8 protein-coding genes are annotated in these 9,385 nt (G+C 71.8%); 2 read left to right on the top strand and 6 right to left on the bottom strand.

All coding sequences use genetic code 11. The features are described 5' to 3' along the window. Nucleotides 1-154: 154 nt before the first annotated feature. Entirely contained in the window at nucleotides 155-601 is a 447-nt protein-coding gene (locus QH270_RS32350) for a VOC family protein (protein ID WP_280348382.1), read from the bottom strand. Between the two features lie 35 nt (nucleotides 602-636). Next, nucleotides 637-1,200 (bottom strand): alpha/beta hydrolase, encoded by a 564-nt coding sequence (locus QH270_RS32345; protein WP_280348381.1) that lies wholly within the window; start codon nucleotides 1,198-1,200, stop codon nucleotides 637-639. Nucleotides 1,201-1,643: 443 nt separating this feature from the next. Here QH270_RS32345 and QH270_RS32340 point away from each other — a divergent pair, with 443 nt between their 5' ends. Together QH270_RS32340 and QH270_RS32335 are read left to right on the top strand one after the other, a co-directional pair. After that, on the top strand, nucleotides 1,644-2,075 hold the full coding sequence (locus QH270_RS32340; protein ID WP_280348380.1) for a hypothetical protein: 432 nt from the start codon (nucleotides 1,644-1,646) through the stop codon (nucleotides 2,073-2,075). After that, nucleotides 2,075-2,203, top strand: coding sequence for a hypothetical protein (locus tag QH270_RS32335; protein WP_280348379.1), 129 nt, complete (start codon nucleotides 2,075-2,077; stop codon nucleotides 2,201-2,203). Before QH270_RS32340 ends, QH270_RS32335 begins: the two co-directional genes overlap by 1 nt. Nucleotides 2,204-2,608: 405 nt before the next feature. On the opposite strand, the gene QH270_RS32330 is transcribed toward QH270_RS32335, so the two are convergent. From QH270_RS32330 to QH270_RS32315, 4 genes are all read right to left on the bottom strand, one after another. Continuing rightward, nucleotides 2,609-4,207, bottom strand: a complete 1,599-nt coding sequence (locus QH270_RS32330; protein WP_280348377.1) for a serine/threonine-protein kinase — start codon at nucleotides 4,205-4,207, stop codon at nucleotides 2,609-2,611. 88 nt (nucleotides 4,208-4,295) lie between these two features. Beyond that, nucleotides 4,296-6,038 carry a penicillin-binding transpeptidase domain-containing protein gene (locus QH270_RS32325; protein ID WP_280348375.1) on the bottom strand — a complete coding sequence of 581 codons (1,743 nt, stop codon included), beginning with the start codon at nucleotides 6,036-6,038 and terminating at the stop codon, nucleotides 4,296-4,298. A gap of 45 nt (nucleotides 6,039-6,083) precedes the next feature. Beyond that, entirely contained in the window at nucleotides 6,084-8,162 is a 2,079-nt protein-coding gene (locus QH270_RS32320) for an acyltransferase family protein (protein WP_280348373.1), read from the bottom strand. A 130-nt stretch (nucleotides 8,163-8,292) separates the two neighbouring features. Next, the gene (locus QH270_RS32315) at nucleotides 8,293-9,165 is read right to left on the bottom strand and encodes an arylamine N-acetyltransferase family protein (RefSeq protein WP_280348371.1); all 873 of its coding nucleotides are present in this window, start codon (nucleotides 9,163-9,165) and stop codon (nucleotides 8,293-8,295) included. Nucleotides 9,166-9,385: the final 220 nt, after the last annotated feature.

Here is a 9,385-nt window from a genome sequence, read left to right as displayed (position 1 = left end):
ATTCCCCCCCCCCCCTGTCGGTTTCCCACCACCCGGGGCCCCCGCCCGGGGGCGCGGGGCGGGGGGGCGCGTTCCCCCCCCCCCGGGCCCGCGCCGATCACCACGACGTCGTAAGTGCGGGTTTCGTTGTCGGACATGGTGTTCCCTCCGTAGCTCAGCGGCCGGGCGCGCGCTGGGTGACTTCCTGCAGAAACCAGCCGTTGCCGTCGGGATCGGTGAACGCGGCGAACGACCCGTAGGAGCGCCGCCGCGGGTCGGCGCCCGGCACCCGGTGGTCGGTGCCCGGGTGGTGGAACACGCCGGTGTCGTCGCGGAACGGCCCATCGACTTCGACGCCGCGCCCGGTCAGCTCCGCGACGGCCTGCTCGATATCGGTGACGATCAGGTGCAGGCCGTGCACTGTTCCCGGTGCGGCCGCGGCGACGCCGGTGCCGAAGATGATCGAGCACTCCGAGCCGGGCGGGGTGACCTGGACGACGCGATAGCCGGCGTCGACCGGGAAGTCGGCATCGAGCCGGAATCCCAGCCGATCGACGTAGAAGGCTTTGGCGCGATCGACGTCGGCGACGGGCAGCACGACGACTTCCAGTTTCATATCCATGATCAGTGTTCTCCTCGAACGGGTTTCGTCTTCGGTCAGCGGACGGCGGCGGCTTGCTCGATGACGTCGGCGACGACGTCGGGATGTGACACGGCCACCGAATGCGAGGCGGCGACCTCGGTGGTCCGGGAATGCGCGCGCTCGGCCATGAATCGCTGCGCCGCGGCCGGGATATTGAGGTCCTGGGTGGTGACCACGGCCCAGCTGGGCTTGTCGGTCCAGGCCGCCACGGTCGCCTTCTCCTCGAGCGCGGACTGGGCGATCGGGCGCTGGGCGGCCGCGGCAAGGGCGGCGCGCTCGGGCGCGACGTCGGCAGCGAATTGCGCGGGGAACTTCGCCTGCTGGATGTAGAGGTCGGTACCGACGCTGCCGTCGGCGCCGGTGACGGGTACCGGGTCGAGCGTGCCGGGCAACGTGGACCCGGGGAACCTGCCGGTCAGTTCCAGCGCGGTCTCGCCCGGTGCGGGCTGGAAGGCCGCCACATAGACCAGCGACCGCACCTGGTCGTTGCCCGCGGCGGCTGCGCTGATGACCGATCCGCCGTAGGAGTGCCCGACCAGGACCACCGGGCCCTGGATATGGCTGACGACGCTCCGCACGACAGCGGCGTCGGCCGCCGGGCCCACGCAGGGGATTGGCCACGGCCACCACGGGATACCGGTCGGCGAGGAGCTTGTCGACGACGTCGTTCCAGCTCGAGGCGTCGGCGAAGGCCCCGTGGACCAGGACGACGGTCGGCCGTGGCGCGTCCGCGGTCGGTCCGGCACTGGTGGTGGTGCTCGCGGTGCAGGCGACGGCGAGGGCGGCGCCCGCCACCACGGCCGTGCCCGCCGCGAGAATGCGGTGCGGGCGTCGGATGTCGACCATGTCGATGGTCCTTTCGAAGCGACGGTCAGGTGGGAGTGGTTCCACCTTGGGCCGCGCCGCCCGCCCGCCACATCTGTCAGCTGACGCCGACCATGACGTAGTCGTCCCCGATTACGTCACCGCGTGCGTCACCCGACAGATTCGGCGGATGCGCGCCGGCGGCGATCGTTGTGCCATGACGACGATCCGTTTCCATCTCCAGTCCACCCTGTCCCCCGCCGAGGTCGTGCGGGTCCTCACCGACTTCGGCCCCACCCGGCCGGAGATCTGGTCGGCGTCCATCGACGCCGAGCACTTCTTGGTGCACGACCGCGGCGCCACCTGGGCCGAGGTCACCGAGGGCAATGCCGCCGCCTGGGAACGTGCCCGCTACGACTGGGACCCCGCGGGCGACACCGTCACCGTCACCACGCTGGATTCCAAACTCTTCGGCGCGGGCGGGGGCTGGGTCTTCCGCGCCACGCCCACCGCGCAGGGCTCCCGCGTCGAGGTCGAACTGACCCGGACGCCCGCGACGGTCAAGGGCAAGCTCCTGGCAGCGCTGCTGCCGCTGATCGGACCGTCCTCCTTGCGCACGTCCTTCGCCGCACCGCTGCGGGCCGCGTGATGTCCGACGCCACCGGAACAGCCTTCATCGCCGCCCTTTTCGTCACCGGCCCGATCGCGCTCGTGGTGTGGTCGGAAACCGCTGTCCTGCACGGCCACGGGCCCACTCCACGCCAGCTTCTCGGCTGATCCAGCCTCTCCGATCGAACGGATTTCCATGAACAAGACCGCAGTACCAGCAGTTTCGACGACGGAACGGTCCTCGCTGATCCGGCTCTCGCTGGGCCGGGGCGTGCTGGCGATCGGCTGGGCCCTCGCCTTCGCCGCCGTCAGCGACGCGCTCGGCGCGGTGGCCGTCACCCTGCTCGTCGCGTATCCACTGATCGACGCCGTATCGTCGCTGATCGACCACCGGTCGATGCCCGACGGACCCGAACGCCGGGTCACGGCCGTGAACGGCACCCTGAGCACAGTCGCCGCCGCCGCGCTCGGCCGCGCCGGGGCGGGCGGCGGGGGGGGGGGGGGGCTCGGGGGGGTGGGGGGCGGGGGGGGCCGGTCACCGGTTCGTCGTTCGTGCGACGCACGCCACTCCGGTCAGCGGGTGTCGCCGTCGATGCGCAGGCTGCCGCCGGAGTTCACGACCCGCATGACCATGGCCTTGGTCTGGCCGTTGATGGTGATGCTGGCCAGGCGCATGTCGGAGGAGCCGTCGGCGTTGTTGCCGCCGGTGATGCTGGCGAACGAGGTGATGGTGCGATCGGCCCAGTACTGCCGGAACGCGGTCTCGCTGCCGTAGACCTTCTGGGCGGCCGGGGTGAGCAACGACCAGGAACCGGCCGGGTCGCTGAAGAAGTTCTCGACGAGCAGGCCCGCCGAGCCGATGTCGACGGTCCCGGTATTGGTGGTCTGCCCGAGCGCGGCCGGGGTGGCGGCGCCGCTGGTCGCGGGTTCGGCGGAGCTCTGTACCGAGGTCGGCGGGTTCGCCTGCACCTGCGGCGAATCCGAGTCCGAGCCGTTCATCGCGCTGATCGCGACGGCGATCGCGGCGACCACCGCGCCGACACCGGAGCCGATCAGCACCGCGCGCCCCTTGCCGGCGGGCTTGCGCGGGGCGGGGGCGGGCTGAGCGGCCGTCGGCGGATGCGTGGCCGTGTCGTGCCGGGCCGGCGGACGCGGATTGTTCGACCGGATCTGCCTGGTCGTCGCGGTGGACGCCCCCGCGTGCGAGGCCCGGTTCCCGGACTGCCGGATCACCTGGGTGGCGGCGGCCGAGTTGCGGCGGCCGTAGGCCTCGCTGGCCGGGACGAATCCGGCGGGCACCGCGTCGGCGTCGGCGAACGCGGCCAGCGCGTGGCGCGACTCGGTCATCGTCGGCCGGTCCAGCGGTTCGGGGCTGAGCAGGTCGAGCAGGAAGTCGGTGGCCGGGCCCGCGTTGCGCGGCTCGCGGACCTGGCCGTTGGCGGCCGCGTAGAGCACGGCCAGCGGGTTGGCGTTGGCGCCGTAGGGCGGTTCGCCCTCGAGCGCGTGGAACAGCGTCGCGCCGAGCGCGAACACGTCGGCGGCGGGCGTCGGGTCGGCGCCGCGGGCGACCTCGGGGGCCAGATAGGCGGCGGTACCGCAGATCAGGCCCGTCTCGGTGAGGGTGACGTCACCGGCGGCGCGGGAGATGCCGAAGTCGGTGATCTTCACCTCACCGTGCTCGCCGAGCAGGATGTTGCCCGGCTTCACGTCGCGGTGCACGAGACCGGCCTGGTGAGCGGCGATCAGCGCGGACGCGACCTGCTCACCGATGCGGGCGACCTCGGTCAGCGGCAGCGGGCCCTTCTGGCCCAGCTCCGCCGCGAGACTGACCGACTTGAGGTACTCCATGACCAGGCACGGATCACCGTTGTGCTCGGTGATGTCGAAGACCACGATGGCGTTGGGGTGCTGGAAGCGCGCCGCGTTGCGAGCTTCTCGAATTGCGCGCTGGCGCAAGACATCCCGCTCGCCCTCGGGCAGGCTTGGCTTGATGTGGATCTGCTTCACAGCCACGGAGCGTTGGAGGCGTTCGTCGACAGCACGCCATACAACGCCTGTGCCGCCGCTACCAATACGCTCGACCAGGCGGTAATGCTCCGCGATCTTCTGACCGGTATCGATGGCGCCTACTCCGAACCTTCTCGAAATTGTGACATCCCGCGTATTGACCATGGATATGGCCCGCGGACGAGTGTAGCTGCCCTGACGCGGGCAGCGTGCGGCAGCGTAGGTATTGCCCGCCCACCGAGGGTGACATAGATCATTGTTTCGCCCGCAGCATCCGTCCGGCGGCCTCGACCGCGGGCCCCGAGCTGCCGGCGTCGGCGACGAACACCGCGAAGGCGAGGTCACCGTCGATGCCGACGAACCAGCCGTGCGCGTGCTTGTCGTCGAGGTATTCGGCGGTACCGGTCTTGCCGCGCAGGCCCGGGATATCGCGCAGCGCGGTGGCGGTTCCGGCGGACACCGTCTCCCCCATCATGGTCTCTATCTGCGACGTCACCGCGGCGGGCACCGGCGCCGACGGCCGGTCGGCGGTGCCGGGGCGGCCGCGCACGATGGCCGGGGCGGGCGCGGAGCCGTGCGCCAGCGAGGCCGCGACGAGCGCCATCCCGAACGGCGAGGCGGTGACACTGCCCTGCCCGATGCTCGACTCGACCCGCTGCGCCGAATTCTGCGCTGGCGGAACCTTCCCCGTGACAGTCGTCAAGCCGGGTGTCACATAATCCACGCCGAGGCCGAGCTGCGCGGCGGCCGTGGTGAGTCCGTCGGCGGGTAACCGCACCCCGAGTTCGGCCATCGTGGTGTTGCAGGAGCGGGCGAACGCGGTGTGCAGCGGCACCTGCCCGAGATCGAACTCGTCGTCGTTGGGGATGGTGCGTCCCTCGATGGTCGCGCGGCCGGGGCAGGGCAGCACGGTGTCGATGTTCACCCCGCCCGCTTGCAGCGCGGCCGAGACGGTGACGGTCTTGAAGGTCGATCCGGGCGGATACAGCCCGGTCAGCGCGATGGGGCCCTGGGCGTCGGCGGGGGCGTTCTGCGCGACCGCGAGCACCTCGCCGCTCGACGGACGCAGCGCGACGATCGCGGCGGGCTGCTGCAGCGGGGTCAGGGCGGCCTCGGCGGCGTTCTGCAGGTCGATGTCGACGGTGCTGGCGATGTCGGCCGTCGGGGTGGCGTCCGGGCCCGCGACGCGCTGGGTGCCCTGCGGGGTCTGGGCGCGTACTGCCCAGCCCGCGGCGGCGTCGGCCTCCTGCTGCCACAGTTCGGCCAGCCCGGCGGTGGTGGGTCCGGCCAGGCTCTTGTCCACGGTGAGCAGGCGGTGCTGCGGGGCGAGGGTCACTCCCCGCACTTCGCTCAGCGGCTGCTGGACCGGCGCGATGTCGGTCTCGCGCAGAGCGACGGCGGTGATCGACTTCCCCTGTGCCGCGGCCAGATCCGCGCGCAGACCCGCCTCGGTGACCCCGTGCGGCGCGAGCAGCGCGGCGAGTGCGGGCAGGTCGGCGTCGGGTGCGACCTGGACGAGGGTGACCACCTGCTGGGTCATCAGCTCACCGCCGGTCGCGTCGAGCACGCGCGCGGGCTTCGGATAGACCGGGCTGTAACTGAGCGGACCCAGTTCGAGGCCGGGCGCGACGGTGGCGGGATTCCAGTCGACCTTCCAGCCGTTGTCGTCGGCGGCGGTGCCGGTGCTGGTGTAGGTCCACTCGTCGCGGCCGTCCGGGCCTAGCTTCCAGGTGGATTCGAGAGTGAAGCCGTTGTCGTCGGTGCCCGACACCCGGACGGCGTCGTTCTTGCCGAGGTTCTCGAACAGCGTGGTCAGGGCGGGTCCGGCCTGCTCGGGCGCGTCGGTGAGCGCCGCGGCGGCGGCCGCGTCACCGCTGCTCAGCGCGGCCGCGAAGGCCTCGGCGACGGTCTGGGGCTGATCGGGTCCGGACGAACAGGCGACCGGCAACAGAGCGAGCGCGAGGAGCAGGACCGGTGTCTTGCGGAGGATGCGCACGCGACCGAGGGTAGCCGCACACACCGACGTCGGCGGCCCCGCGCGCTACCACCAGCCGGTGATCGCGGCGATCTGCCTGCCGAGTTCGGGGGCGAGGGAGCGAGCGTAACTGGCGGTCAGGTGGTGTTCGTCGCGATAGATGAGGACGTTGCCCTCCACCACCCGGCAGCGCTGCGGCCGGCAGACGGCGTCGGACAAGTCGAGCAGGTGGACGTTCGGATACCCGGCCGCCGGTTCCCGCGCCGGATCGACCGCGTCGAGCGCCGCCGCGCGGTCGAGACCGCAGCTGTCGGCGTCGCCGCGGTGCGCCAGGCAGTCGGTGGCTCGGTAGAGCACACCGTCGCGGCGCAGCCGCGGGGTGTCGCGCAGCGCGAGCACGTTCAAGCCCCGTTCCTGCAGGGCCGACCACACCTCGAGGTACTCCCCCGGCACCTCGTCACCGAGGCCGTCCTTGCGGTAGCGGGTCGACAGGGTGAGCACCCAGTCGGGTGGCTCGGCGACGAGCCGATCGAGCACCTCACGCGACCATTCGTGACATTCGGGGAACGGCCAGTCGGCGTAGGACGGCTCGTCGGCGAGCACGACCGGACACCCCTCCTTGAGGTAGGACACGATCCGGATCCCGTGCTCGGCGCCGAGCAGTTCCATGGCGGGAATCCAGTGCTCGGAATGCGATCCGCCGACCACGGCGATGGTGCGGGCACCGGCGGGGTCACCGTAGACGCAGGTGCGGACCTCACGATTGGGCGTGATGCAGCCGTCGGTGGTGGGCGGCGGGGTGTCGGCCTGTCCCTCGAACACGGTGGGACGCATCGGCTCCCGTGGGTAGTCGGCGCCCGAGAGCAGCGCGGCGGCGCCCGGATACCTACCGGTGTCGAGGGCCTGCGGCGGCACGGCCGGATTGGCGCGCAACACGACCTGCCAGCCCACCGCCGAGATCAGGACGGCCACGGTGAGCACCGTGACCACCAGTCCGGCGGCGGGCCGCGGCGGCCGCACCGGGACCACCTGGCCACGCGGCGGCAGGCGCAGGGGCGTCTCGATCAGGTGCGTGGTGGCGTGGGCCGCGACCAGCGAGATGGCGATCACCACGAGACCGTCGACCAGTCCGGCGTAGGCACGGCCGGATTCGGCCAGGTAGAAGATGAGGATCGGCCAGTGCCACAGGTACAGCGGATAGGCGATCGCGCCGAGTTCGGTGCAGACCCGGCCGCCCAGCACGCGGTGCGGCCACGCCGACGGCCCGGCGACGCCGAATCCCGAGGCGATCACCAGGCAGGCCGCGGCCACCGGCCACAGCGCGGCGACGCCGGGGAACTGATGGGCGCCGTCGAAGATCGGACCGCACGCGAGCACCATCAGCAGCCCGAGCGCGGCCGCCGGACCGGCCAGCAGGCGGGGCAGCCGCAGCCACGGCGCGGCGACGGCCAGCGCGGCACCGGCCAGCAGCTCCCAGACCCGCGCGCCGCTGTCGTAGTAGGTCCAAGCCTGATGATGCGCCGAACCGAACGCGGCGTAGGCGAAGGAGAGCGCGCCGCCACCCACCAGGGCGACCAGCAGCGCGGGCCGCCCGGCCAGACCACGCCTGCGCAGCCAGGCCCACCCGGCCAGCACCACCAGGATCACCAGATAGAACTGCCCCTGCACCGACATCGACCACAGGTGCTGCAGCGGGCTGACCGACGGGTCGGGCGCGAGATAGTCGAGCTCGGCCGTGGCCAGATACCAGTTCTGGAAGTAGAACATCGAGGCCAGCGTCTGAGCGGCCGTCTCGCCCAGCTGGGTGTAGGGCCGCAGCGCGATCGTGGCGAGCGCGATGGCGGCGAGGACCACGACCAGCGACGGCGTCAACCGGCGGGTGGTCCGCCGCATCGTCTCGGCCGCGGCGATCCCGCCGCGCCGTTCCACTCCCCGCACGACCGCGCCGGTGAAGAAGAAGCCCGAGAGCACCAGGAACACATCGACGCCGCCGGAGACCCGCCCCGCCCACACGTGGAAGGCGACCACCAGGGCGATCGCCACACCGCGCAGCCCGTCCAGGTCCCGGCGCCGTCCGGTGACGGCGGAGTCGCGCGCGACCACCGTCTCCGGTGCGCGCGTGGACGCGGACTGAACTTTCGGCACGAAGGACCCCAACACATCGGACCCCGTGTCGAGATCGGGGTAATGTTTCCCGGCAAGTAACCACCAATTTGCCGTAGTGACACCGGGGAAGCAAACCGCCGTGCCGTGTCAGAGGTCGATCAGCGTGAGGTCAGACGGTTCTCCATGGCATCGCCATGAGCGTCCGCACGTCGTTGTCGTCCAGGTCGATGTCGAAGATCTCGGCCAGGACCTTCGGGAGTTCGCTGGGCTCGAGCTCGCGTGATCGCGCGGTGCCGTCGGGGTATTCGGTGGTCAGGGTCACGTCGTCGAGGACGTGATGCACCTCGGGCAGGAAGCGCTGCAGGAACGGCCTGGTGGTGAACGGCGAGCGCGGCGAGGTGGACACGAAGTGGTTGCCGACGGCGTAGTCGATCCGGTACTGCGGGTTCTCGGTGAAGGTGTACCGGTCGATCCAGCCCTCGTGGCTGCGCTGGAACAGCACCCACAGGTCGCCGTCGGTGTCGTCGACGCGCCGTTCGAGGCGGTAGTGCCACTCGCCGAGCGTGAATTCGCCGCGCCCGTCCACCAATTCGTACGGCGCGAGCGGACCGAAGCCGAAGCCGACATCGCAGATCCACACGCGATCGTCCTCGGGGGTGGTCACCCGTAGCAGCGCGTGGGTGGCCGGGCGCAGCGCGCCGGTGGCCAGCGCACCGTAGGTGACCCGGCCGCTCAGGCCGGAGACGCCGAAGCCGAAGCGTTCCAGCGCGGCCGCGAACAGTCCGGCGTTCTCGAAACAGTAGCCGCCGCGACGGCGGCGGATCAGCTTGTCCTGCAACGCGTCCAGGTCCAGCGGGATCCCGCGCCCGAGGATGATCTCCAGGTTCTCGAACGGGATCGTGGTGGTGTGGGCGCGGACCAGCGCGTGCAGGGTGTCGACGGTGGCCGTGCGCGGCCCCTCGTAGCCGATCCTGGACAGGTAGGCGTCGAGGTCCAGGTCTTCACCCAGCCAGCGGTCATCGCGGTGCACGGCATCGGTCATACGACGCACAACCGCCGCGCGGCGACCCTTGTTCCCGATTCACCCGGCGCGTTCGAGCCTGCCGCCCGGGCCCACGGACTCCTGCCGTGACCGGCCGCCCCGCCCCCCCGGCCGGGGGGGCCGCGCCGCCCCCCGCTCAGCCGCGCGCGGCCCCCGCCCCCCCGGGGCGCAGGCCCGGGGGGGGGGTGGGGGGGGGGTGGGGGGTGGTGGCCGTGGGGGG

Origin of the sequence: Nocardia neocaledoniensis (genome assembly GCF_029868625.1) — a bacterium.
Classification (GTDB): Bacteria; Actinomycetota; Actinomycetes; order Mycobacteriales; family Mycobacteriaceae; genus Nocardia; species Nocardia neocaledoniensis_A.
The sequence above is the reverse complement of the archived record's forward strand: the minus strand, read 5'-3'. Positions and strand labels throughout refer to the sequence as shown.

Bases quoted from the DNA above. Each gene is read 5' to 3' on its own strand.
- QH270_RS32350 (WP_280348382.1), bottom strand. From the start codon at position 601: ATGGATATGAAACTGGAAGTCGTCGTGCTGCCCGTCGCCGACGTCGAT.
- QH270_RS32340 (WP_280348380.1), top strand. From the start codon at position 1,644: ATGACGACGATCCGTTTCCATCTCCAGTCCACCCTGTCCCCCGCCGAG.
- QH270_RS32335 (WP_280348379.1), top strand. From the start codon at position 2,075: ATGTCCGACGCCACCGGAACAGCCTTCATCGCCGCCCTTTTCGTCACC.
- QH270_RS32330 (WP_280348377.1), bottom strand. From the start codon at position 4,207: ATGGTCAATACGCGGGATGTCACAATTTCGAGAAGGTTCGGAGTAGGC.
- QH270_RS32315 (WP_280348371.1), bottom strand. From the start codon at position 9,165: ATGACCGATGCCGTGCACCGCGATGACCGCTGGCTGGGTGAAGACCTG.